This window comes from Arthrobacter sp. YC-RL1, from assembly GCF_001454985.1.
In the GTDB taxonomy this organism is placed as follows: domain Bacteria; phylum Actinomycetota; class Actinomycetes; order Actinomycetales; family Micrococcaceae; genus Glutamicibacter; species Glutamicibacter soli.
On sequence record NZ_CP013297.1, the window covers coordinates 459,571 to 483,747 of the forward strand.

The 24,177-nt window shown below is 62.4% G+C and carries 21 protein-coding genes; 7 read left to right on the forward strand and 14 right to left on the reverse strand.

What is annotated here, in order from left to right:
- Positions 1-112: 112 nt before the first annotated feature.
- The 10 genes from ATC04_RS02105 to ATC04_RS02150 all read right to left on the reverse strand — a co-directional run bounded on the left by ATC04_RS02105 (position 113) and on the right by ATC04_RS02150 (position 11,607).
- Entirely contained in the window at positions 113-1,345 is a 1,233-nt protein-coding gene (locus ATC04_RS02105; RefSeq protein WP_047120334.1) for a glutaminase, read from the reverse strand.
- Between the two features lie 177 nt (positions 1,346-1,522).
- Complete coding sequence (locus tag ATC04_RS02110; protein ID WP_047120333.1) at positions 1,523-3,025, reverse strand: aldehyde dehydrogenase family protein; 1,503 nt, start codon at positions 3,023-3,025, stop codon at positions 1,523-1,525.
- Positions 3,022-3,690, reverse strand: coding sequence for an HD domain-containing protein (locus tag ATC04_RS02115; RefSeq protein ID WP_047120332.1), 669 nt, complete (start codon positions 3,688-3,690; stop codon positions 3,022-3,024). The genes ATC04_RS02110 and ATC04_RS02115 overlap by 4 nt, the downstream gene beginning before the upstream one ends.
- Positions 3,691-3,745: 55 nt before the next feature.
- The gene (locus ATC04_RS02120; protein ID WP_047120331.1) at positions 3,746-5,038 is read right to left on the reverse strand and encodes an FAD-dependent oxidoreductase; all 1,293 of its coding nucleotides are present in this window, start codon (positions 5,036-5,038) and stop codon (positions 3,746-3,748) included.
- A 2-nt stretch (positions 5,039-5,040) separates the two neighbouring features.
- The gene (locus ATC04_RS02125; RefSeq protein WP_047120330.1) at positions 5,041-5,361 is read right to left on the reverse strand and encodes a 2Fe-2S iron-sulfur cluster-binding protein; all 321 of its coding nucleotides are present in this window, start codon (positions 5,359-5,361) and stop codon (positions 5,041-5,043) included.
- Positions 5,362-5,397: 36 nt separating this feature from the next.
- On the reverse strand, positions 5,398-6,144 hold the full coding sequence (locus tag ATC04_RS02130) for an SDR family oxidoreductase (protein ID WP_047120329.1): 747 nt from the start codon (positions 6,142-6,144) through the stop codon (positions 5,398-5,400).
- A 150-nt stretch (positions 6,145-6,294) separates the two neighbouring features.
- Positions 6,295-8,160 carry a PEP-utilizing enzyme gene (locus ATC04_RS02135; protein WP_047120328.1) on the reverse strand — a complete coding sequence of 622 codons (1,866 nt, stop codon included), beginning with the start codon at positions 8,158-8,160 and terminating at the stop codon, positions 6,295-6,297.
- A 102-nt stretch (positions 8,161-8,262) separates the two neighbouring features.
- Entirely contained in the window at positions 8,263-9,351 is a 1,089-nt protein-coding gene (locus ATC04_RS02140) for a PEP/pyruvate-binding domain-containing protein (protein WP_047120327.1), read from the reverse strand.
- A 2-nt stretch (positions 9,352-9,353) separates the two neighbouring features.
- The gene (locus tag ATC04_RS02145) at positions 9,354-10,655 is read right to left on the reverse strand and encodes a cytochrome P450 (protein WP_082124012.1); all 1,302 of its coding nucleotides are present in this window, start codon (positions 10,653-10,655) and stop codon (positions 9,354-9,356) included.
- A 136-nt stretch (positions 10,656-10,791) separates the two neighbouring features.
- Positions 10,792-11,607 carry an IclR family transcriptional regulator gene (locus tag ATC04_RS02150; protein ID WP_047120325.1) on the reverse strand — a complete coding sequence of 272 codons (816 nt, stop codon included), beginning with the start codon at positions 11,605-11,607 and terminating at the stop codon, positions 10,792-10,794.
- Positions 11,608-12,213: 606 nt separating this feature from the next.
- Between ATC04_RS02150 and ATC04_RS02155 the strand changes: the two genes are divergently transcribed.
- Entirely contained in the window at positions 12,214-12,795 is a 582-nt protein-coding gene (locus ATC04_RS02155) for a DUF308 domain-containing protein (RefSeq protein WP_052772528.1), read from the forward strand.
- A 190-nt stretch (positions 12,796-12,985) separates the two neighbouring features.
- Positions 12,986-13,453 (forward strand): hypothetical protein, encoded by a 468-nt coding sequence (locus ATC04_RS02160; RefSeq protein ID WP_052772527.1) that lies wholly within the window; start codon positions 12,986-12,988, stop codon positions 13,451-13,453.
- A gap of 10 nt (positions 13,454-13,463) precedes the next feature.
- Here the strand turns inward: ATC04_RS02160 and ATC04_RS02165 are convergent, their stop codons facing one another.
- Together ATC04_RS02165 and ATC04_RS02170 are read right to left on the reverse strand one after the other, a co-directional pair.
- On the reverse strand, positions 13,464-14,144 hold the full coding sequence (locus ATC04_RS02165) for an HD domain-containing protein (protein ID WP_052772526.1): 681 nt from the start codon (positions 14,142-14,144) through the stop codon (positions 13,464-13,466).
- A gap of 179 nt (positions 14,145-14,323) precedes the next feature.
- Entirely contained in the window at positions 14,324-15,241 is a 918-nt protein-coding gene (locus ATC04_RS02170; RefSeq protein ID WP_047120324.1) for an LLM class flavin-dependent oxidoreductase, read from the reverse strand.
- Positions 15,242-15,509: 268 nt separating this feature from the next.
- On the opposite strand from ATC04_RS02170, the gene ATC04_RS02175 reads away from it, so the two are divergent.
- Positions 15,510-17,195 carry a formate--tetrahydrofolate ligase gene (locus tag ATC04_RS02175; protein ID WP_047120323.1) on the forward strand — a complete coding sequence of 562 codons (1,686 nt, stop codon included), beginning with the start codon at positions 15,510-15,512 and terminating at the stop codon, positions 17,193-17,195.
- A gap of 613 nt (positions 17,196-17,808) precedes the next feature.
- Here the strand turns inward: ATC04_RS02175 and ATC04_RS19825 are convergent.
- Together ATC04_RS19825 and ATC04_RS02185 are read right to left on the reverse strand one after the other, a co-directional pair.
- On the reverse strand, positions 17,809-18,672 hold the full coding sequence (locus ATC04_RS19825) for a hypothetical protein (protein ID WP_047120322.1): 864 nt from the start codon (positions 18,670-18,672) through the stop codon (positions 17,809-17,811).
- Between the two features lie 12 nt (positions 18,673-18,684).
- Positions 18,685-18,942 (reverse strand): hypothetical protein, encoded by a 258-nt coding sequence (locus ATC04_RS02185; protein ID WP_047120321.1) that lies wholly within the window; start codon positions 18,940-18,942, stop codon positions 18,685-18,687.
- Positions 18,943-19,952: 1,010 nt separating this feature from the next.
- Here ATC04_RS02185 and ATC04_RS02190 point away from each other — a divergent pair.
- The 4 genes from ATC04_RS02190 (at position 19,953) to ATC04_RS02205 (ending at position 24,108) form a co-directional block, all read left to right on the forward strand.
- Positions 19,953-21,011: a nucleoside hydrolase gene (locus ATC04_RS02190; RefSeq protein ID WP_047120320.1), complete on the forward strand. Its 1,059-nt coding sequence runs from the start codon at positions 19,953-19,955 to the stop codon at positions 21,009-21,011.
- Positions 21,012-21,144: 133 nt separating this feature from the next.
- Positions 21,145-21,957 carry a hypothetical protein gene (locus ATC04_RS02195; protein WP_047120319.1) on the forward strand — a complete coding sequence of 271 codons (813 nt, stop codon included), beginning with the start codon at positions 21,145-21,147 and terminating at the stop codon, positions 21,955-21,957.
- A 4-nt stretch (positions 21,958-21,961) separates the two neighbouring features.
- Positions 21,962-22,693, forward strand: coding sequence for an energy-coupling factor transporter transmembrane component T (locus tag ATC04_RS02200; RefSeq protein ID WP_047120963.1), 732 nt, complete (start codon positions 21,962-21,964; stop codon positions 22,691-22,693).
- Positions 22,690-24,108, forward strand: coding sequence for an ABC transporter ATP-binding protein (locus ATC04_RS02205; RefSeq protein WP_047120318.1), 1,419 nt, complete (start codon positions 22,690-22,692; stop codon positions 24,106-24,108). The genes ATC04_RS02200 and ATC04_RS02205 overlap by 4 nt, the downstream gene beginning before the upstream one ends.
- Positions 24,109-24,177: the final 69 nt, after the last annotated feature.

A 24,177-nucleotide genomic window follows, 5' to 3' on the forward strand; every position in this document is an offset into this window, starting at 1 on the left:
CCGGGCTAACCGCTCCCCAGGTTTGCATCAGTCCAGAGCGATTGGATGGCTAATTTTCGAACCGATTCGCGGCTGGATGAACGCCGGAACCAAGGCCGCGCGTTTTGCCTGTTCAGGGGTTTTCCGGGTAGGTCCCGTCGCCGAGGTCCGGATTGGCCAGAACCTGCAGCGGGTCGTTGAGGAACACTCTGCGTCCATCCAGGCGCAGCCGTCGCAGTCCTTCCAAGGCCATCCGGCGGGCCACCGTGGTGAAGGAATAGACCCGGGAGATGTCCACCAGCACCGCGGTGCGCGAGGTGGAGGCGGCCATCAAATCCAGCAGTTCGGAGGCGGCGGTGAACTGCACGTTGCCCTGCAGGACAAAGATCTCGCGGGTGGCTTCCTGATGGACGTCCACCACGTCCAGCTGGCCGCTGCTGGGTGCGAACAGGTGCAGGCCCATGTCGGTGGACAGCCGCTCGAAGGCCCGGCCCGCGCGCTGGCTGTTGCCGTGGGCGTCGAGCCGTGGCGAGAACGCTCCGATGCCCACCTGGTCGGGAAGCACCCCGACCAGTCCTCCGGCCACGCCGCTCTTGGCGGGGATTCCCACCCGGGTGAGCCAATCGCCGGCCCCGTCGTACATGCCGGCCACCGCCATGACCGACATGACCTGCTGGGCGATGCCCTCGCTCAGCACCCGTTCGCGGGTGCGTGGCTGGACGCCGCCGTTGGCCAGAGTCGCCGACATGAGCGACAGGTCCTCTACGGTGATCAGGATGGAGCACTGGCGGGTGTATCCCGAGACCACCTCATGCGCGTCGGTGCCGAGAATCCCGTAGCTGCGCAGCATATGGGCCGTGGCGAGGTTGCGGTCAGCCGTCTCCATTTCCGAGGCGTATACGCTCTCGTCGATGCGCAGTTCGCGTCCGGCCAGTTGAGAGAACAGTTCCAGCACGCGGGCCACGCGGTCCTCGGTGCTGGCATCCTCGGCGACCAGCAGGCCGTGGGTCATGATGGCTCCGGCATTGATCATCGGGTTCTTCGGCCGGTGAGTCCCTTCTTCCAGTGATAGTTCGTTGAAGGCCTCGCCCGAGGCTTCGACCCCGACGGACCGCAGCACCCGGTCCAGGCCCCGGTCCATGATGGCCGCCGCGTAGGCGAACGGCTTGGAGATGGATTGGATGGTGAATTCTTCGAGGTGGTCCCCGGCGGAATAGGTGCTTCCGGTAGCCGTGGTGACGGAGAGGGCGAAGAGATCCGGGTTGGCCTGCGCCAGTTCGGGAATGTACTGGGCGGTGTTTCCGCTGGTGTCGTTCCGGAGGCTGTCGAGCACCTCGTCGAGGTAGTCAGGAATCGGGGTTTTCATGGATTGTTCCTCGTCGCTGTTGTTCCACGTCACTGGTGCGTTGGCGCCCTGCCGGACGATTATTGGCTCGCACTTCCAACCTAGGTGTTCGCGCGCAGGTCTGTACAGCGGAACATGATGAAGGCGTCCATCCGGCCACAACTCCGGATGGACGCCTTCAGGCATTTTCTACTTCCCCTACCGCGCCTGGCGGTGGATCGACTTGTAGCTCAGGTAGGCCGCCAGGCCTTCCGGCCCGTACTCGGTGCCAAGCCCCGAATCGTGCCGCCCGCCGAAGGGGGCAGCATGGTTGGAGGCGAAAAAGTTCACCCCGACGCTGCCGGTGTCCATACGCTCGGCCACCGACAGGGCGCGGCCCTCGTCCGCGCCGAAGACCAGCCCGCCCAATCCGAATTCGGTGTTGTTGGCTAGGGCGATGGCTTGGTCCTCGGAAGAATACTTCAGCACCGTGATGACCGGACCGAAAATTTCCTCGCGTGAGATCGCCATGTCCGGGGTGACGTCAGCGAAGACCGTGGGCTGGATGAAGAACCCGTCCGCCAGGTCTCCGCCCAGCTGCGCCGTGGCGCCGCCGGTGACCGCGCGGGCGCCTTCGGCATGCCCTGTCTCCAGGTAGCCCAGCACCGTCTGGTACTGGCTGCGGTTGGCCGAGGGCCCGAAGACCGTGGCAGGATCCAGCGGGTCGCCCTGCGGGGCCTCGGCGATGGTGGAGGCCACCACGTCCACCACTTCGTCATAGCGTTCGGCCGGGGCCAGGATGCGGGTGGAGATGTAGCAGGTCTGCCCGGTGTTGCGCATGCAGGAACGGATCAGCCGCGAGCCGAGCAGGTCCAGGTCCGCATCCGGCAGCACCAGCGCGCTGGACTTGCCGCCCAGTTCCAGGGTGACCGGGCGCAGCAGCTCGCCGCAGGCCGCGGCGATGGTGCGGCCCACCGGGGTGGACCCGGTGAACGCCACCTTGGAGACCAGCGGATGGCGCACCAGCTCATCGCCCAGCCGGCCCGGACCGGTGACCAGGTTGGCCACGCCCGCAGGGACTCCGGCGGCGTCCAGCGCATCCATGATGATGCGGAAGGACAGCGGGGTGGGGGAGGCAGGCTTCATGACCACGGTGCAGCCCGCCAGCAATGCCGGGGCCAGCTTGATGACCATCAGGTTGATCGGGAAGTTCCACGGGGCGATCAGCGCGCAGACGCCCACCGGGTCGCGGCGCACCAGGGACTCTCCGGCCCCATTGGGGAACGGACGCAGGTCCTCCTTTTCCAACAGCGGGGCCAGCGAGGCGAAGTACCGGAAGATGCCCGCGGCATTCGCCGCGGCCCCGCCGGTTTCGGAGACCGGCGAGCCGTTTTCCAGCGTATTGGTCAGCGACAGTTCGGCGGCCCGGAGCTCGATTTCCGCGGCGATGCGCAGCAGCAGCTCGGCCCGCTCGGAAGGGGAAGTTCCCTTCCACGGCGCCGCATGCAGCGCGTGGTGGGCGGCGCGGACCGCGGTGTCCACGTCCTGTGCGTCGCCGGAGGGGACCGAACCCCACACGGCGCCGGTGGCGGGGTCGGTGACCTCGATGCGTCCGGTGCCCTGCGAGCGCGTCCACCCGCCGTCGATGAAGTGCGTGTCCACATGGCGGTAGGGCAGCATCAGTTCCTCGCGCCGGGCCGCGGCTCCGGACAGCGTGCTCATCGCAGCACCGCCGTGCGCAGCAGGGCCCGGGAGCGGGCCAGGTCCGCGGTGGCCATCTCCACCGCTGCCTGTGTGATCAGCTCCGGGATGATCTCGGTTTCCAGCCGGTCGGTGTACATGGCGGGGTTCTGCCCGAACCAGCCCGAGGCCAGCGCGATGCCGGCGTGGTCGAAGCGCCACAGCCGGTCCGCGTCGCGCATCAGCGCGTCCTCCAAGGTGTAGGCCTGCGGGCGGGTGTCGTGCCCGTCGATGATCTTGCAGACCTCGTCGATGAACTGCGCGTCGTAGCCCAGGGCGGGCAGCACGCGGCGGGCCACCAGGCAGCCCTCGCGTTCGTGCTCGTAGCGGATGTCCGCGGTGCGCCAGTCGCCGCGGAAGCCGTCGGAGATGATCTTCTCCTGGTCCACGTGCGCCCAGCCGGTGTCGTGCAGCAGCGTGGCGACCAGCACCAGGGTGCGGTCCGCTTCCGGGTGCGCGTCGCACAGCCGGCGGGCGAAGGACAGGGAGATGGGCAGGTGGATGTCGTTGCCGCGGGCGCGGGTCTCGGGGACCACCGCCGCCCACAGGGCCTCCAGCTGGCCGTCCGCGTGGTTGTCCAGGGCGATGGGGCCGGTGTTGATGGGGCCCGTGGCCGGCAGCGGCCGGGCGTCGTTCAGGGTTGTCATGGTGTCCTCAGGCCTATCAAGTCGTGGGAAATCGGCATTGTGGGGAAAACAAGTGTTAGGCAATCAGCGTCTTGAGCATGGTGCCGGGGTCGGCGGCCGCGGCCGGGTCGATGTTCTTCCCGGCGGCCAGGGCCGACTTGACTGCCATGAAGTCCAGCGGCGCGTTCACGCAGTCCGCGGCGATGACCTGCCCGCCGCGGTAGTACAGCACGGTGAACTTGCCCTTCTCCGGGACCTCGCGCTTGACCGTTGAATCGAAGCCCATGGACAGGCCCGCGATCTGCAGTTTCATGTCAGCTTGGTTGGACCAGAACCACGGGATGCCGGCGTAGGCTTCGCGCTGGCCCATCAGAGCGTAGGCGGCGACCTTGGCGTGCTCCACCGCGTTGTTCACGGATTCCAGCCGGATGCGCTCGCCGTCCGGGGCGCCGGGGACCGGGTTGGGCATGTTCGCCACGTCCCCGACCACCAGGGTGTGCCCGTCGGAGGCGATGGCCGCCTCGTCGACCACGATGCCGTTGCTGATGTCCAGGCCCATCTGCTCGCCGAGCTGCGTGTTGGGGATGACCCCGATGCCCACCAGCACGATCTGCGCGGGGATGATTTCCCCGGATTCCAGGTGCACGGAGGAGACCGCGCCGTCCCCGGCGATGCGCGAAACCCTGGCATTCAGGTGGATGTCCAGGCCGCGGGCGCGGTGCTGCTCAAGGAAGTAGGCGCTGGTGTCCTCGCCGACGGCGCGGCCCACCAGGCGCGGGCCGTATTCGATGACGGTGACCTTTTTGCCCATGGCCTGCAGGGAGCTGGCCGCCTCCAGGCCGATGAACCCGCCGCCGATGACCACCACGTCGGTGGCGGCCGGGGCCAGCTCCTTGAGCTTCAGCGCGTCGTCGGCGTTGCGCAGGTAGACGACGCCGTCCAGCTCGCTGCCCGGGACCTCGAACACCCGCGGCCGGGCGCCGACGGTCAGCGCCAGCCTGGTGTAGGGGTACCGCGCCCCGCTGCGGCCGGTGGCCACACCGGAGCCGTCCGGGTTGGAGGCGATGTCTTCGATGCGTTCGCCCTTGACCAGGGTGACGTTGTGCTCGATCCAGTAGTCATTGGAGCGGAAGATCAGCGATTCGCTGCCCACCTTGTCTTGCAGGAATTCCTTGGACAACGCCGGGCGTTGGTAGGGGCGGTGGTCCTCGTCCCCGAGCAGCGTGATGTGCCCGGTGTAGCCCAGGGCGCGCAGCGAGATGGCCAGCTGCACCCCGGACTGCGAGGCGCCGATGATCAGCAGCCCGGTGGCGGTGCCCGCCGCGGGGGCCGGGGCGCCGCCGGTGGAGGGGAGTGTTGCGGTGTTCATGGCTAGACCTGGGTTTCCGGGGTGGCGACGTTGAGGGTCTGACCCTCGCACATCTTGATTTGGCAGGACAGGCGGGAATTCTCCTCGCGGTCCACGGCGGTGCCGTAGAGCATCTCGTCTTCCATCTCGCCCATCGGATCCAGCGACTCGAAGTCTTCCGGGGCCACGAACACGTGGCAGGTGGCGCAGGACAGGGAGCCGCCGCATTCGCCCACGATCCCGGCCACGCCGTTGCGGACCGCCGTTTCCATGACGGAGTCGCCGGCGGCGGCGTCCACGGTGCGGGTCTGGCCTTCGAAGTCGGTGAAGTTGATAGTCGCCATGATGGTTCCTCCTGAACGGTTAGGCGTAAAGCTGGGTTAGATGAACTGGCGTCCGCCGTCGACGACGAGCGTCTGACCGGTGATGAACGAGGAGTCCTCGCTGGCCAGGAACAGCGCGGCGCCCACGATGTCCTCTGGCTGGCTGGCGCGCTTGAGCGCCCCCCGGTCCACCCCGTAGCTGGAGGCGTTCTCCATGAGCCCCAGGCTGGCCTCGGTCAGCGTGAAGCCCGGGGCGATGGTGTTCACGGTGATTTCCCGGCGTCCCAGCTCCTTGGCCATGACGCGGGTGAGCGCAATGACCCCGCCCTTGGAAGCCACGTAGTGGGCCCACTGCTCGGAGCCGGAGTAGACGGTGGCGCTGGCCAGGTTGATGACCCGGGAGCCCGCCGCGAGATACGGGGAGACGGCCCGGGAGACCATCCACGGGCCCTTGAGGTTCACATTCATGACCTGGTCCCACTCGTCCGGGTTGATCTCCTCGAACGGGGTGCGGGTGACGGTGGCGTAGATGGCGGCGTTGTTGATCAGCACCGCGAGGGTGCCGCCGGCGAACTCCGCCGCGTCCTTGGCCAGCGCGTTGGTGGATGCGGTGTCGGTGACATCCACCGTGAAGGCCGCCGCCTCGGCTCCGGCCTGGCGCACCAGGCGGACCGTTTCCTGCGTGCCGGCCGCGTCGATGTCCGCGGCGGCGATGGCGTAGCCGCGGGCCGCGAAGCCCAGGGCGAAGGCCCGTCCCAGGCCGCCGGCGGCGCCGGTGATGAGCACCGTAGGAGAGCTGTTCATGGAATGTGCCTTTCAAGTGGTGGAGAACTGTGGTGTTGCGGGTGCCGGCCGGGGATCGGGGGGGGGGGGGGGGGGAAAGGAACCGGCCGGCACCCTTGCGGTTCCGGAAGCTTGGGGGAACCTCCGGAACCGGTCCGTGGCGCCCGGGGATCAGGCGTGCGAGTGGCTGTGGGCTCCCGGCCCGGTCAGGGCCGGCTCGGCGCCCAGGATTTCCACGGTGCCCTTGGTGCCGTCAACCCGCAGCAGGTCTCCGGTCTTGATGGTGGTGGAGGCGCTGCCGGTGCCGGTGACCGCCGGCAGGTCGTATTCGCGGCAGACGATGGCCGCATGGGACATCATGCCGCCGATATCCGTGACGGTGGCCTTGATCTTGCCGAAGATCGGGCCCCAGCTCGGCGCGGTGACCGGAGCCACCAGGATTTCGCCGGGCTGCACCTGGGTGAGCTCGTCCGCGTGCATGATCACGCGGGCCGGTCCTTCCACCTGGCCCGGGGAGGCCGCCATGCCCTTGAGCGTGCTACCGTCCTGGGTCTCGTCCGCGCCCAGCCACTGCTGCACCTGCTCGGTGGTGATGCCCCAGAGCATGCGGGTGAACGGTTCGGTGATCGACTCCGGCGGGGTGTTCAGCGCCGGGGCCGGGCGGGCGGTCTTCAGCGCGTCCACAATACCCTTGCGGTGGGCGATCTTCTCCGGGAGCACCACCGCGCCGATCGGCGCGCCGGAGCCGACGCCCCAGCTGGTGACCAGGTCGAAGAGCACGTCGCGGACCTCGTTGCGGCTCAGGTAGAGCATGTCCTCGGCCTCGGCGAAGAGCCCGGCGTCGGCGAGCATGCGGCCGAGCTCGCGGACCTTGCGCCAGAAGACGCCCATGGTCCAGTGCTCGATGTAGAAGTTGTGGTTCTCCACGTACGGGTAGGCGGTGGCCGCCAGCGTGCGCTTGGCGTCGAAGACCGCGGCGACCTCCGGATCCAGCAGCTCGCGGTATTCCTCCACGATGCGTTCCTTCTCCGCGATGAGCTTTTCGGTGGGGCGCAGGATCTGCGCGCCGCCGCGGGCGCGGCGGATGTAGTCCGCGATGAAGCCCAGCGGGATCTCCTGGTTCACGTTCCAGTACTTGTCGTGGGCGTAGAAGCCGTTGCCGATGGTGAAGTTGAACCACGGGTCCTGGGCCTGCTCCCACTGCGCCATCCAGCGCTCGCCGCCGGCGGCTGCGGCGATGGACGCCAGGGTGGCGGCCGGGTCATCGGTGTTGGCGAAGTGCTCGTCCAAATCCAGCTCGATGGCCAGCAGCGCCAGCGCCTTGAGCTCGTCGTCCGGGCGGAACAGCTCCATGTCCACGCCCTGCACCATGGTGGCGATGGACTGGTCCGGGATGTTCGGGAAGACTTCCTTGCAGAAGTTGAAGAAGTCCAGGTAGGCGATGTAGCCCAGGTTCAGGAACTCGAAGTGGTACTGCCAGTTCTGGTAGGCCAGCTGGATCAGCCGGTCGTAGTTCTCCAGCAGGACTTCCGAGCCGTCCTTGCCCACGCCGTTCTCGATGTCCTCGAAGGGGACCTTCTCGGGCAGCGGCGCGAAGAACAGCGCCTCCATGTCCGCAATGGTGCCCTTGACCTTCACATGCCAGTTGGCCAGCTTGCTCTCCCAGTTGGCGAAGTAGTGGCCGATGCGCGCCTCGAAGTCCGGCACGCGGGCGGCGATCTGCTCTTCCTGGACCGGGATGGGCGACATGTACAGGTAGCCCAGGTGGATGCGGAAGTCGATGCCGTTGGCGTTGGGGATCATCAGGTGCCTGGCGTTGTACTGGCCCAGGCACTTCACGGCGAATTCGCCGCCGATGGTTTCGAAGGGCTTGAAGACGGTGGGCCAGTGCTGCGAATCGCAGAACCAGAACTTGGCGTCTTCCTGCTCCTTCAGTGCGTCCTGGAACACCAGGTAGTAGGGGTAGATCTCTTCCCATCCTTCGGCGCCGGCGGGCACCGGCAGGTCGGATGGCTTGGGGAAGGACTTCATTGTCATGGTCTTGCACCCTTTCAGGGAAAGTCGGCGTGTTTGCGAGCGGCCGAACGACGGGGTGATGCGAGGTTGGATGGCGTGTGGTGTGGAAGTGCGTTCAGCCGGCTAGCTGACGATCTTCGACAGGGAGGCGGTGATCGAGGAGACGCCGCCGAAGCCCAGCGAGGAGGCGTAGCCTCCGGCGGAGGCCTTGGGCGCCGCGGGCTTGGAGGAGTGCACGGTTTCCGGGCGGGCCTGGAGCAGCAGCAGGTTCTCCCCGTCCGGCAGGTCGGCGTCGATGGCCCACTCGATGTCCTGCGGGGACTTGTAATGCTTCTCCGCCCGCTTGGCCAGCTGGGCCACGGCGGACAGCTCGTCGTTGCTCAGGCAGCGCACCGTGCGGCGCTCTTCCGGGACATCCCTTTCCACCAGGGTGTTGGTGGCCGGGTCGGGGATCATTTCGGCATGCTTGTCGCCGATGTGCTCGGTGATTACCGCCAGGGTGACCTTGTCCAGCTGGATGTTGTCCGGCGTGACGGTTCCGGAGACCACCATCTCGCCCACGCCCCATGAGGCGTCCACGGTGATCTTGGAGCGGTCGCCATTGGTGGGATCCAGGGTCATGGCCACGCCGGCGGTCTTGGCGTTGACCATCTTCTGCACCACCACGGCCATGCACAGCCCGTCATCCGGGATGTTGTTTTTCAGCCGGTAGAGCATGGCGCGGCTGGTGTACAGCGAGGCCCAGCAGGCGCGGATGTGCTCGCCGACCGAATCGAACCCGGTCAGCCACAGGTAGGTGTCCTGCTGTCCGGCGAAGGAAGCATCGGGCAGGTCCTCTGCGGTGGCGGAGGAGCGCACGGCCAGCGGGGCCTCGGAATCGAAGCGGGCCTGCAAGGCGTCGTATGCGGCCCGGGTGACCTCACGCAGGTCGGCGGGAACCGGGCGGGAAGTGATCAGCTCGCGGATGGCGGCGCTGGCGGCGTCCACCGCGGCGATGTCCTCCGGGTCCAGGCCGTCCAGCTGGGCTTTGATGCTGTCTTCCAGTCCGGCGCCCATGAAGGCGCGGAAGGCGGCGGTGTTCACCACGAATCCGGGAGGGACCGGCATGCCGGCGGCGGTCATGGTGACCAGCGAGGCGCCCTTGCCGCCCAGGCTGTCCAAGGTGGGTTCCTTGCCGCCGTCGAAGAATTCAATGAAGTCGTTGTTGCTCATCGTTAAGCCTCAGATCGGGAAGTGGAGTCGGCATTCAGCTCGACATTGACGAAGTCGGGAACGCGGAAGGACAGGTTCTTCCGGAAGGTGATGGCACCGCCGTCGACCAGTTCAAGGTTCGGCAGCGCGGCGGCCAGTTCTTCCAGCGCGATCTTGGCCTGGAGCTTGGCCAGCATGTTGCCCAGGCAGTAGTGGATGCCGAAGCCGAAGGACAGGTGGTCGCGGGCGTTGGGCCGGGTGATGTCGAAGTCCTCGCCGTTCTCGAAGCGGGATTCGTCGCGGTTGGCCGAGCCCATGAGCAGCAGCAGTTCCGCACCCTGCGGGATCTGCACGCCGCCCACCTCGGTGTCCGCCAGCGCCTTGCGGCGCCATCCCACGATGGAGCCCGAGTAGCGCAGCACCTCGTCGATGGCCTTGGGGATCTGCTTGGGATCCGCCACGACGGCTTCCCAGGCTTCGCGGTGCTCCAGCAGCACGCGCACGCAGTTGGAGATCAGCGTGGTGGTGGTTTCATGGCCTGCGAAGAGCAGCGAGTAGAGCAGCGAAGCGATCTCGTGGTCGGTGATGTCAGCGCCGTCCTTCTGGGCCTGGACCAGGTCCGCGGTGAGGCTGTCGCCGCCGGCGGCGTGGGCCTGGGCCACCTGGGCCTGGCAGCGGTTCCAGTACTCGACCAGGTTGTGCGCGTGGGGGATCTGCTCCTCGTCGCTGAGGTCTCCCCAGGTCATGGCAGCGCGGGAGTCGCTCCAGCGCTTGTAGGTGTCCACCATGCCCACGTCCTCGCCGATCAAGGTGAGGATGGTGATGGTCGGCAGCGCGTAGGCCAGGTCCGCCACGATGTCCGAGTGGTTGGTGCCGTTGGCGAGCATCGCGGAGATGGAGTCCTTGACGTTCTGCCGGATCATCGGCTCCAGGGCCTTGAAACGGCGCGGGGTGAAGGCCTTTTGCGCCACGGCCCGGATGCGGGTGTGCTCCGGCGGGCGGCGGGCCGACAGGCCCGAGTAGGTGGTGAATCCTCCCTCGGTCATGATCTGCGTGGCCTGCGGGCCGCGCTTGCGCACCGGGGCCTGGGCGTTTTCAGAGGAGAAGGTCTCCCAGTTTTCGAAGACCGACTTCACGTCATCATAGCGCGTGATGACATACAGCCCGGTGCGCTCGTCGAACATCACCGGCTGTTCGCTGCGCATCCGTGCGTAGGCGGGGAAGGGGTTCTCCATTGCGAACGGCTCGTACCCGTGGTGGTCTGCCGGGGTTTGCGCTCCGAAACCCATTGGGCATCCGCCGGAGACGGCTGGGGTGCTGGTCATGGAATCTGCTCCTTGGGGAAGTCGACGAGTCACGGTGTGACCCGTGCAACATTGATCGACACCCAGTGTTGTCCATGGCGCAGTCGGAAGGGAAGCAATCCCTTCCACTCAGTGGAATCCTAGTTTTTGGAGATGTTCAGCCTTCGGTATCGGGCACGTTCATGTCAGGCCCGGAAATGATGCCCAGCAGCGTCTCCAGCGGAATATGCGAGGTGGCGGCCTCAATTCGTTTGGAGATTCCATAGAGCACCGGCAAATGGCGTTCCATGTTCGCAGCGTGCGAGGTGGGAATGACCAGTCCGATGGAGCAGCCCAAACGGCCGGTGTGGTAGACCGGAACGGCGATCGAGCAGGTTCCCAGCCGCACCTCTTCGCGGGTGATCGCGTAGCCGTTGTGCTTGGCCCGATTCAGCTCGTTGCGCAGCTGCACGGGATTGGTCCGGGTGTGAGGGGTGAGGGCCTCCAACGGCTGGGCAAGGTAGGCGTCCATGACCCAGGGTTCCGAGAATGCAAGGATGGCCTTGCCCACGGCGGTGGCGTGCAGCGGCAGACGCCCGCCGACCCGGGAGGCCCTGGCAACCCTCTTGCTGCCGTAGACGCGGTCGATGTACAGCGCCATGTTTCCGTCGCGGATGGCCAGCTGGCTGGTTTCCCCGGTCAGGGAGAACAGGTCCTGGACGAAAGGGCGCGCGGTATCGCGCAGTTGCCGGCCGGTGTTCTGGGCGATGGCCCACAGCCGCAGGCCCAGCTGGACGCCGCCGTTGCCGGTGCGGCTGAGGATCCCTGCGTCGACCAGCTCGCCGACCAGGCGGTGCGTGGTGGACAGCGGAAGATCTGCCGACTTGGAGATTTCGGTCAGGTTCAAGGACCTGCGAGTGGTTTCGAAGGCGGAGAGAATCGCCAAGATCTTGGACGTGACGCTGCGTCCCGGTTGTGAGCTTCCTCCGGCCATGGATCCTCCGAGGCAATGGTAGTGAATCGGGGTCGGGCCAACCCGACGGCGACAACTCAGAATACCTGTCCTGTCGCGGACGCGACATCCCGGAATTCGGTCTGCGCAGCATGCAGCAGGATTGCTGGGCAGGCCATGGCACCTTGGTTGCCTGCGGATCAAATGAATGCGGCGCGGAGCGCTGCGGGACCACCGGCGGCGCGGCGGCCAAGTGCCAGCCATGAATTCCAGACCTGCAGGTGGGAAGGGCTTGAGCCGCGAACTGGGGAAATGAAACACGAATCCACAAAGCACGTGTGAGGAAGCATTTTCCTGCCCGCTTAACAAATCCGCTAAATTCGAACGCGGGCTGAGGAGAAAATTCTGGTCATGTAATGTTTTTCATGGTCATCGAAAAGGTTGAACCTGATTTCGGGAAAGCCGATTGAATTCAATGTCCGATTTTTTCTTGGATTCAGGTGGTTGATTGTTCGGGAATCATGGCCATTCCAAACAACAGCCGATGCCATCGCCGCTGACCGGTCCATAACTATCGGACATCATCTGAATTCATAGCCGGTCGCAAGACCGTAGAGTAGCCAAACGCCAAGCATTGGAGCATTCGGCATGAACAAGCAGAAGATCACTACGCAGGTAAATTCCTTCAGCAACGGAGTGAGGGTCGCCTTCGGAATCAGCGGCATTGTCGCCTTGGTTTTGGGCCTCCTGATCCTGATTGCGCCCATGAAAACCGCATCGATTATCACCGCAATTGTTGCGCTCTACGCACTGGTCTCAGGCGTAATCTACCTGGGGATCGGAATTTTTTCGCGGACCCAGAGCACCCCGAAACGCATTCTGAACTGTGTATTGGGTGCCATGTTCCTGGCCGCGGGCATCCTGGCCTTCACCGATTTGGACAACAGCACCGTGCTGCTGGCAAGTTTTGTCGCCATCATGATCGGCATCGTCTGGGTGGCCGAAGGAGTCGTGGCGCTGACAACCTTGAGCCGATCGCCAAACCGGCTGGTCAGCGGCGGCTATGCAGTGCTTTGCGTGATTGCCGGAGTGTTGGTCCTCTTCGGACCGTTTACCTTTGCTTCCATCCTGTGGCTCATCCTCGGCATTTCGCTCATGGTGCTGGGAGCGATCCAGGCCCTTCGAGCCTTCAGCTTCAAGGGCAACGTGGTTATTATCGGCCAGAACTAGATTCTGCAATGGCCGGGTCTGCCGGCGGGAATGGCCGTGCACCGCGCACCGAGGCCTACGACTCAGGGTGGAGATGGAGCAGTCCGGATCTACCCCGGTCGGGCGAACCAAAGAACGCGGACGATCAGTAGGCTGGAAACGTCCGCACCGCATCGAACGCACTGACATCACCGCCCGAGGAGCACGAAGAATGCCTGTACCATCAACCGCCATCCGTGGATCTTTCGCCAAGAAACTGGCTCTGGGCGGAGTCGCCATGGCGCTGGCCCTGGGAACCGCCGGGTGCGGCGCCGTTGAGGATTTCGACAAGGCCACCTCGGACTCCTGGGCGGTGACCTTTGAAATTACGGTCTCCGGAGGCGACGCCAGCAAGATCACCGATATCAAGTACCTTGAATCGGAAAAGCGCGGTGAAGCCGGTACGGAACTGACCTTGCCCTCCGGGGAAACGACGCTTGATGCCAAGGAGAACGCAGTCTGGAGCCTTGAAAGCATTGTGACTGCGCAGAAGGACGCGGCCATTTCCGCCATGCCGGGAAAAGAGGCCACGGCCACCTGCCGCATCCTGCTTGACGGCGTCAAGGAGATCGCTGCTGAAACCTCGGCTCCCGGCGAACGTGTGGAATGCGCGGCCACAACCCCGGCATTTTCCAAATAGCTGCCGAAGGTCAGTCGGAAAGCGCCAGTCTCTGCTCAAAGAGATTGGCGCTTTCCACTGCCGCGAAGGCGCTGGCCATGAATCGCGCGGCATCCGTGAAGAGATGATCACTCACCCGGGACTCGACCAGTTGGAAAGCTTCGGAACGGGTGAGGCCGAACCAGTCCATCACGGTGTCCACACCGTGCGGGGTCAGCCTCCAGAGCTTGTCGGCATCCTTCACCAAGGAATCCTCCAGACTGGTTGATTCCTTGCGCGAGTCATGCCCGTCAATAATGAACACGATGCGCTCGCTGCGTTCGGCATCGAATCCTTCGTCGTGCAGCAGTTCTGCGGCAAGTTCCGCGCCGGACTTTTCATGCTGCAACACCAGTTCCTTGTTGCCGGCTCCCGGGGCGATGGCGGACAAGACCAGCTGCGGATCCACCTGTGACCAGCCAATGTCGTGGAGCAGGATTGCCGGCAGCACCACCAGCGGATCCGCCTGCGGATGATGCTTGAGCAGCGACTGGGCGAGTGACAGCGAATAAAGGGTGTGGGCGTCATTGCTGCGCACCGAAAGATAGGTCTTGGCTTTCTCCCACAACCGGGCCAGCAGGGGAAACTGTTCAAAGACGTCCGTTTCCTTGGGCGGAATGGAAGCGCCGACGTCGTGGCCATAGTGGTTGGCCAAAGGCCGCAGCTTGGTCATGGGGCTCATGTTGCCACCAGGACCCCGTCACGGGAAGCCATGTCTTCCATCCAGTGGATGCCCGCTTTCCGGGAACCGGGAATGCAGGGGACGGCTCGGGCGGTCGAAGCGCCGTTGCGGCGCCTAATCCAACCCGTGCCTCGTGCGCACCGCAATGCGAAGTGACGTCCTGGGGCCGGTCAGTCGATGAGACAGTCCGCAATCAGCTGGTAGGCATTCAAGCGGTCTTCGGGATCGTTGACCAGCGTATTGAGCATCAGCTCATCGGCCCCGTGGGACTCGGCCAAGGCCAGGAGCTGAGCGCGCACCGTGGCAGGGGTTCCGACAATCAGTGCTTGGCTGCGTTCTTGGGCACGGGCCCGTTCCTGGGCGCTCCACTGGTAGCTCGCGGCAGCTGCCGTTGAGGGGATCGGGCCGTCGTGCCCGAAATCCTTGCGTACGCGCCAGAGCAGCAGGGCCTCGGCCAGTTCATGGGCTCGCTCCTCGGTGCCGGCAGTGACGAAGCGGACCGCCAAGACGGTGTGCGGCGTATGCCCGGACTGCGCGGCCGCTTCCCGGTAGGCGCTGGTTGCCGCTTCCCCTCCGACAGGACGCAGGAAGTGGCCATGGACGTACCCGGCGCCCAGTGTTCCCGGCAGCGGCGCGGAGGAACCTCCGGCGCCCAGCACCCAGATTCCGCCCACCGGTTCGCCCTCTGGCTGCGGGTGGTTCGCGCCGAATTCTTGCACGAGGGATGCGATTTTCGCGGCGTAGTTCGGATCATTCAGCGCGGCGCGTCCCAGACCGGTATCCACCCTGCCCGGATGAACTTCAGAAAGAAGTCCCATCGTTTCGGAGACCTTCTGCGCCGGGTAGTACGGCAGGAGGATTGCTCCGGTGCCGACCCTGATCGTGCTGGTGCGTTCAAGCGCCAGCGCAGTCATCATTTCCGGCGCGGCACTGGCAAATGATTGGGAGTTGTGGTGTTCGGCAAACCAGATGCGGTGGTATCCCAGCCTGTCTGCATCGTGAGCCAAGGCCAGGCCGCTGGCTAGCGCGGCAGAGCGGGTGGGCGCGTGCTCGGTGAGTGGAACTTGGTCGAGGATAGACAGTTTCATGCGGCGCGATGTCCTGCCTTTTTCCTTGTGGTGCTCGACAGCCGCATGATGGTGTCCTTTCATTGTTGAACGATTCGTGGATGAGCTTACCCGTGATGCCCAGAGGCCACCGCATCCGCCGCATGGAGGCGCTAATCGGAAACCCGCCCTCACGCCATGACGGCACCTACTGCCGTAGGGATGATAGCTTGAAGAATAATCGAGGAAACCCGGCAGGCTTGGCTTTCCCCGGCTGCCGGAATATTGGATGACAGACAGGCTGGACACGATGTCAGGGACGACGGAAATCGATATGAGCGATCTCGCGATTGCCTCACGCGCGGTGCTCAAGCCAATTTCGCAGATCGCCGAAGCCGCGGGGATCCCGGAAGAAGCAGTCGAGTCCTATGGCAGGTACAAGGCCAAGATCGACCCGTCGCATCTTCCTGCCCGCAGCGCCGAGCTCGGCAAGGTGGTGCTGGTCAGCGGAATTTCCCCGACTCCCGCCGGTGAAGGGAAATCCACCGTCGTGGTGGGCTTAGGTGATGCGTTGTCCGCCGCCGGAGCCAAGACGCTCATTGCACTGCGCGAACCTTCCCTGGGGCCGATCTTCGGCATGAAGGGCGGGGCCACCGGCGGCGGGTATTCGCAGGTGCTGCCGATGGACGAGATCAACATGCACTTCACCGGCGACTTCCATGCGATCACCAGCGCCAACAACCTGCTGATGGCACTGATCGACAACCACCTGCACCGCGGCAATGCCCTGGGGATCGACCCGCGGCGGATCACCTTCAAGCGCGTCATCGACATGAACGACCGCGCCCTGCGCAATATCGTCATCGGCCTGGGCGGCCCGACCGAGGGCGTTCCGCGCGAGGCAGGTTTCGAGATCACCGTGGCCTCGGAGGTCATGGCGGTGTTCTGCCTGGCCACCGGGCTGGAAGACCTGCGCACCCGGCTGGGACGCATGACCATCGGGTACACCTATGAGAAGAAGCCGGTGACCGTGGACGACCTGGGCGCGGCCGGCGCCATGACGATGCTGCTCAAGGACGCCATCAAGCCGAACCTGGTGCAGACCATCGGCGGCACCCCGGCGTTCATCCACGGCGGGCCGTTCGCCAATATCGCCCACGGCTGTAACTCGGCCATCGCCACCAACACCGCCCGCTCGCTGGCCGATGTCGTGGTCACCGAAGCAGGGTTCGGCGCGGACCTGGGCGCGGAGAAATTCATGGACATCAAGGCCCGCTACGCCGGGTGCGAGCCATCCGCCGTGGTGATCGTGGCGACCATCCGCGCCTTGAAAATGCACGGGGGAGTAGCCAAAGACCAGCTTAAGGGCGAGAACGTGCAGGCGGTGCGCGACGGCATGGTGAACCTGGCCCGGCACGCCTCCAACGTCAGGAAGTTCGGGATCCATCCGGTCATCGCCGTCAACAAGTTCACCGACGACACCGTGGACGAGCTGGCTGTGGTCACCGAGTGGGCCGCGGAAAACAACATTGAATGTGCCGTGGCGGATGTCTGGGGCCAAGGCGGCGCCGGAGCCGGGGACCTGGCCGCGGCGGTGCTGCGCGCCATCGAAGCACCGAGCGACTTCGCCCCGCTGTATGAGTTGGAGAAGCCGGTGGAGGAGAAGATCCTCACCGTGGTGAAGGAGATCTACGGAGGGGCGGAAGTGGACTACACTCCCGCTGCGAAGCGGGTGCTGGAACAGATCCATGCCAACGGCTGGGACAACCTGCCGGTGTGCATGGCCAAGACGCAATACTCCTTCTCGGATGACCCTACGCTGCTGGGCGCGCCCGAGGGCTTCACGCTGCTGGTGCGCGACCTCATTCCGAAGACCGGGGCCGGTTTCATTGTGGCGATCACCGGCGCAATCATGACCATGCCCGGCCTGCCTAAGGTGCCCGCCGCGATGCACATGGACGTGGACGAGAACGGAAACGCGGTCGGCCTGTCCTAAACCGATGCTGGCAAAGCCCACCCTGCGGAGGGTGGGCTGCCATCCTGCACCAGCTGGCCGTGCCGGTGTAGCACCTTATCGCCTGTTGATCGAAGCGCGGAGCTTGAATACCGAGGGTGAGCCGATGACTGTGTGCTGTGCCCATCAGGATGCATTGCAGGCTTGATCAAGTGCTGGAGGCTAAGGGACTTCGTGGGGATACCAAGTCTCCGCTAGGCGTGCCAGTCATCAACTCGTTGACTACCTGACGGCTTGCCTCCCGACTTAGCCTTCCGAAACTTCCACTCCAGCACCCTGGTATCTGTGGCGATCCGTTCACTGAAGGCACCTTGACCAGTGGTTCGGTTGCCGCCAATAGCTAGCTAGCGCGTAGAGAGTCGAGCGCCACTCCCGCCATTCCCGCCGTTCCCGTTTGCGGATTCCGGGCCCGGCGTGCAGGCATCCAACACTTCATGGATGGATCACTTCTCTGAAGTACCGCGGCGGCGAGCCCGTGCAGGCCGCCGCGGTTTCCATTCGCGCATTCAAAATCCAGCGGGTTGGCCGAGAACTGGCCTCCGGGGCCCTTCGGATTCCCGCACGCCACGCAGAATCTGCGGCAGCCGGCGCCGGACTAATCGGTGGAGTCGCGCTCGATAATGCCGGTACGCGGATTCACCTGAGGCCTCTGGTAGGCCAGTTCTCCGCCATTGCGCCCGCCAAAAGGACGTCCGTGATCGGCATACTCTTCCCGGTAGAAAACCAGCCGCCAGCCTCCAAGCTCGATTCTCGCCCCGCTTCGCAGGACGTACTCTTGACCAGCATTCAACCCTGCGCTTCCCCCAACCCTATGGACGGCTTGGAGGACGTATTCGTCGAGGTCGTCCCTGACGATTCGTGCATGGACAGGTTCCAGACCTTCTAATATCAGTCCGCTATCCTGGGCACTGCCAATAACCACGACGTCGTCAACGAGGTTGACCACTTTCGGCGCCTTCCCATCCCACGACTCGCTGTCCTTGACGAAGATGAGCCTCGGCCTGCCGCCACGATCGGCATAATGCGTGGTGGTAGGCCGCATGCGCTGGTTCCTCTGGAAGGTGGGAAACAGCGGAAACAGGGTGCTCGGAATGCCCAGACTTCCATTCCTTCGATCCTTCTGCAGCAGCCCTTTGACGTTTTTCAACGAACCAATCCGTACGGCGTTCGATTTCATCGCGATGCGACCGGTCAAATTGGGCTTGATATCACCGAGCGTGACGATATTCCCCTTCGGCCCATCGATCACAATCTGGATTCCAGAGCTCTTGAGGCGATGCGCAAGCTGGTCTAGTGCAGGGCGGCTGGCACCTCTAGAGACTCGGAATATTGAGTCTGAATCGGCTTTGATATGGATGATCCGGCCTTCGGCCGTGATAGTTCCATGTACTTGTTCCGAGTCATCAGTGCCCTCGAGTGGCTGGTCGACCGTGAAATTCAGGTCAATGTCGAAGCGCATCAGGCTACCCGTTCACTCGCGGTACTGATCTGAACCCAGTGAGTGGTCATCGCTCGTAGTGACCCTCAGGGTGCCGTTGAACTTCCATGTAGCCCGGGGTGCATCTGGACCGATGTCCCTCGGTACTTCAACCATCATGTCCACAAGTGTGTAGTTCACAGCTGCACCACGCCCGGTCAGGTAGGACCACAATTGTTGGCCGAGATCCGACCAATCGGCAATCTGCAAATCCTCCACTGGCAAATCTTTATTCGTATTAAAATTGTCCACTCTACCCACATTCCTCTGCTATCGAGAATGATTATAAAAACTGGATGAAGCTGCGGGATGCAGGCTCAGTGTGACATAGATTACCCTCTACTTGCGCCCGGGTAAATAACTAATTCTAAATTCAAGGCTGCCAGTCTCGCTGGTACTTTTGTCGGGCGCCCTGCAGGGTGAGGCGGGTTGCGTCTTGGTGCATATTCGCAAGTCAAATTAGAAATTAGTGAGTTATCGGGATGTTGTCACGTGGGTTAGGTTGGGGTTGGCGGCCGCATGATGGAGTAGGAATTAGATATTTCTCGAAAATTATCTTGAAAAGCGAGATTCGTGAATTAAGGTGTTTCTGGTAGCTGAATTCACGATAAGTGAGATATTAGGAAAAAAGTTATTTGATTGCGAGTTTTGGCGTTCAAGGATTCGGATCGCTTCCTGCGAGGACATGTTATGAATCTTTGAAAGTCGAACTATCCTCCATCCCGGACAACTTGCCTTTCAGCCGGGCACCCCAGTCAATGAACCATTGGGGAAACTCTCGCGGAAGAGAAGTGCCGTTTGTAGCTACGGCGAACCTGAACCGCTGGGTATCGACGAAAACCTAAACAACGTGATGCCCGGAGTGCATGCACTGGCCATTGAAGCCCGAGTACACAAACTGCTGATATCAAGTGTCAAGTCTCGGACCAACACGGCAGCGCTGGAGTTACTTAGCGGATATATTCGCCGGTAGCTTCGCCGTAGGGGACGAGCGTGGTCCGCTTGATATTCGTGCGTAGGTGGACTTGTTCCACCGCGGCAGGCATCTGCGCGCCCTTTCTTGGCTCGCGTCCACCTTCTGGCCTAAAGATGAAGAAAACCAAAGGGGATTGCTCCACGGTATGGAAATGACCACCCAACTTTTCATTGACGAGAAGTATCTATCGAGTCGCAGAACGCTAGCCTTTCGTTAACGGGATGATCTGTGATTGCCGCTGCATCAATGGTGCATTACACAGTGGACCTGGGGTAGGCCAACAAACATGAGGAGCGACGCTTTGGAAAAGATCCGCCTGTTAATCGACAATGACACAGGAATCGATGATGCGTTGGCACTGGCGTACCTTTGCGCCTGTGACCACGTGGACATTGTTGCGGTCACCAGCACACCGGGCAATGTGAACGCTGACCAAGTTGCTGCCAACAACCGCGCACTGTTGACCCTCTGTGGCAATCCGGAAGTGCCGGTGCTGATCGGCGCGCGGAAGCCTTTGGAAATTCCGCTAGTCACCACGGAGGAGACCCATGGGCTCCAAGGCGTCGGTTATGCGACGTTGCCAGACGCCGGAGTGGGGGAGGGCGAAGACCGAGACGCTGTGGACTTCTGGATCGACGCTGCCCAGGCGAACCCTGGCGAACTCACGGTGCTGTTGTGCGCACCATTGACCAATTTCGCCTTGGCGCTGCGTCGAGAACCTCGCTTGCCATGGTTGCTACGCAAGGTCGTGATCATGGGTGGGGCGTTCTACTACCAAGGAAATACAACCCCAACCGCGGAATGGAATACGCATGTGGACCCGCATGCCGCGAAGGAAGTCTTTGCAGCCTACACCGCGGCCGCGGAGGCGGGGCTTCCCGAAGGACAGCTGCCGATTGTGTGTGCATTGGAAACAACCGAGCGATTTGAGATGCGACCGGGATTCGTCAACGACCTGGCCTTGAGCGCCGAGCTTGACGAAGAACATGTTCGGGAAACAGATCCAGAGGGTACCCGGAGTAAAGCGGAAAACCCGTTGCTCCGGTATGTCTCCGATGCTTTGCGATTCTATTTTGAGTTCCATAGAAACTACGACCAAGGCTACATCGCCCACGTTCACGATTACTTCGCAGCAGGTGTTGCCGCAGGTACGTTGGAGTATCAAACCAAGCTTGCGACGGTGGATGTGGAAACCGAGTCCACGTTACTTTTTGGAACAACGGTCGCTGACTTCCGCGGACTGTGGGGAAAACCTGCAAACGCGAAGGTGATCACGGAAAATAATCCGGCACGGGGGTTCGACGAGTTGCGCGAGAAGCTGGCGGCATTGGCCCGCGGAATGTAAAGAGAATCTTCGAGAAGACACTTCGTGGGCTAAACTCATGAACCGGGCCAAGGTGACATAGGTCCGGTAATCGGGCGTCCAGCAGTATCTGCGGGACGCGACCCATGCACTGCATCTGAGGATTCTCTTCACCATGTCACCCAATTTGCTCCTTGCCGACGAATCGACCGGCAGCAGGCTCCGTCGTAACCTCTTGGCTATCGCAGGCACACTCCTGCTCATTACGACCTACACAGTCCTCGTGATTTCCCAACCGACAGATCTCACCGGTGGGCTGGGCCAGGGCGTAGCCCTGGCAACGTTTGCCGCGTACTTGCTTTCTGCCTTGTTGCTCCTGGCAGCTGTCCTTCGGGACTTGCCTGTATCGACATTGACTTTGATTCCTGTGGCGCTCGCGTTGAATATCCTCTTGGGGCAGTTTGTCGGCTCGGTGATGGTGCCCCTGTATCTGGACTCGATCGGCACGGTACTGGTCGGATTCCTGGCCGGGCGTCGCGCCGGTGCGGCAACAGGAGTCCTGGGAACCTTGATCTGGTCTCTGTTTGCCCCGACGGTGCTTCCGTTCGCGGCAGGAGCGGCGCTCATTGGCTTCCTTGCAGGCACGGCGGCTCGTTTCGGTGCTGTTCGACGTGTATATCTGGCTCCTATTGCGGGTCTTGTCTCCGGTGTTCTCGTAGGGGCGATCTCTGCACCTGTGGCGGCATTTGTCTTCGGCGGGACCTCGGGTGTGGGCACCGGTGCTGTTGTGACGGTATTCCGTTCCATGGGCGACTCATTGTTGTCAGCGGTCACCAAGCAAGCGTTGCTCTCCGATCCTGGGGACAAGGCAATCGTTTTCCTCATTGCTGCGTTGCTCGTTTATGCCCTTCCCAACAGGATGTCCCAGAGCTATGAGTTCGTGCGTCGCTACCACGTGCTTGGAAAGCGCGGCGGAGAACGAGGCTAAGGGCATGAACCGGTTCCAACGGCTGCATCCGTTCACAGTTCTTGCGGTGGCTGCTGCCGTGGTGACCACTACTACGGCTGCTGGGCTCTGGTGGCTTAGCTGCACGGTGATTGCCTGCGCGTTGATTGTGGCCTGGAGCGCTGGCAAGAGCAAAAAACTTATTGGTCTATCGAGCGCGATCGTACTGCCAACTTTTGCCTCGCAGCTGATGATCCACGGGCTCGCCTCCAACGCGAGCTTCGGGCTGACACAAGCTGGCTTGCAGACAGCCGGAGAGCTGGGCCTGCGCACGGCTGTGCTGGTCGTGGTCGGGCTGCTGTGCGCCTTGGTCATTGACCGCCATCAATTGGTAGCGGCGATTGACCTATCGAAAGCACCTGCGCAACTTGGATATCTGGTGGCAGCGACACTCTTTCTGCTTCCCCAACTTGCTGAGCGGCAGCGAGTCATCAGTGAAGCGCAGATGCTACGACAGGTGAAGTTTCGTCGTGGGCTACGAGGTTGGTTCCAGAAGGTTCGTCTGCAGACCGTTCCCCTGGTGCTTTCATCTTTGGAAGAAACGGCTAATCGGGCACCGCATTTGGCCGCCCGGGGCTTCCCTGCCGCCCAGAGGATGACTCGTTTGCGGGAAGTTCCAGACTCCAAGGCACAACGTGGGCTCCGCCGTGTTTCAGTGATTTGCTTTTTGCTATTGCCTGCTCTGCTGCTTGTTCCAAGCTGGATGGATTTCGCATGACCGGTGAATTGAGCATTGGAAACTTGAAAACGGGGTTAGGCCTCGACATTGATCTTAGGTACTTCAGGTATGCACATGCTGAGGCCGACGTCCTCCAAGACATCAAGCTGAACATTAGCCCTGGGACCGTCACAGTTATTAGTGGTGGTTCAGGGTCAGGGAAATCTACGTTAGGTGCAATCCTGGCCGGAATATTGCCTAGAACTGGTTTGGACCAGTTTGAAGGCGCAATAACCGTTGGTGGCAGGCGCATTGAATTCTCAGAGGACAAAAGGCCTCGAATCGATCCTTCTGGCTGGGCTCAGCACATTTCGTTCCTGCCGCAGGATGTCAATGACTATCTATCAGGAATCAGGGCAACTGTTGCTGAAGAGATGGCGTTCGCGCTGGAGAATCGCGGAGAGCCACGAGAGGACATGCTGACTCGTATACTTGCAGTCGCTGGCATGCTGGATATCAAACATCTGCTCGCTCAGGACGTTGGCAAACTATCTGGTGGGCAAGCACGAATCGTTGCTTTGGGCGCTCTCATGGTCGATAACCCGCCAGTACTGGTCTTGGACGAGCCATTTTCAGGATTGGATAAGAATGCCCGAAAAATGGTGATATCCGCCATCCAGAAGTTGAAATTGCTGGGCAAAGCGATTGTCATCTTGGCCCGGAACTATGTACATGGCGCGGATCTTGCCGATAAAGTCCTTAGGATGGAACGCGGGGAACTATCATCGTTCGAGCGGAAATCTCTCTCATCGAATCAAGAACCAAATCTGGACAAGAAGCCACCTCAATCCACTGGGAGAAATTGCTCGCGGGTGCTTCTGGAGTTTGCCGGAACAAACCTCGGTTACGGATCATCAACACCACCGACCATTAGTGGATTCAACCTCAAGATCTATGCGGGCGAATGCGTGGCGTTATTGGGACCCAACGGTGTAGGAAAAACGACGATTCTCAAAGCTGCTGCTGGATTGATCAAACCCACAGCAGGAACAGTGCGCACGAGCGCAAAGCCGGGTCTCCTGCTGCAGAACCCGAATGACCAACTTTTCAAACGAACAGTGTTCAAAGAAGTCGGCTACGGACTTCGATCTGGCGCTAAATCTCAACAGCAGGTGGCAGCGGTGCTTGACCGGCTGGATCTGCGGGACAAAGCAGAAACGCACCCATACGAACTGTCCATGTCGGAACGCAAACTAGTGGCTCTTGCTAGTGTTCTTGTGCATGAACCGGAGATCTTGCTACTGGACGAACCAACAGAGGGATTGGACGAATACGGAATAAGGGTTCTTCGCGAAATACTCGAAGTATGCACGTCAAAGGGCCATGGCATCTTGTTCACGAGCCACGACGATTCGTTCACCGCTCAAGCGGCTAGCCGAACAGTGCAACTGAACACCAACGAAAATGCGAGATAGATCAATCCAACCCTCTCCGCCCCCATTCAGTATGAAGTCCTGAATCCTGCAGGAAATCTTCTTGGACGG